Consider the following 225-nt stretch of genomic DNA (forward strand, 5'->3'; position numbering starts at 1 on the left):
TCAGGGCCACGACGGCGATGAACAGGTCCTTCATCCGCTCCCGGGAGGCTTGCTCGTAGGTTTCCCCACGGCCGCTGAGCAACACCGCGTAGGCCGCCGACCACAGGTAGGGCACCAGGATCATCGAGGTGGCGAGGTAGATCAGCGACAGGTAGGTGCTGGCCGAGAACAGAGTGATGACCAGGAAGATCTGCACCATGGCATTGGTCAGCCACAGGGCGTTGG

1 pseudogene is annotated in these 225 nt (G+C 62.7%); it reads right to left on the reverse strand.

The features are described 5' to 3' along the window. Nucleotides 1–225, reverse strand: a pseudogene (locus tag J5M73_RS31790) (arginine-ornithine antiporter); the annotation flags it as partial.

The organism is Pseudomonas sp. 50_B, from assembly GCF_017491625.1.
Lineage (GTDB): Bacteria > Pseudomonadota > Gammaproteobacteria > Pseudomonadales > Pseudomonadaceae > Aquipseudomonas > Aquipseudomonas danubii.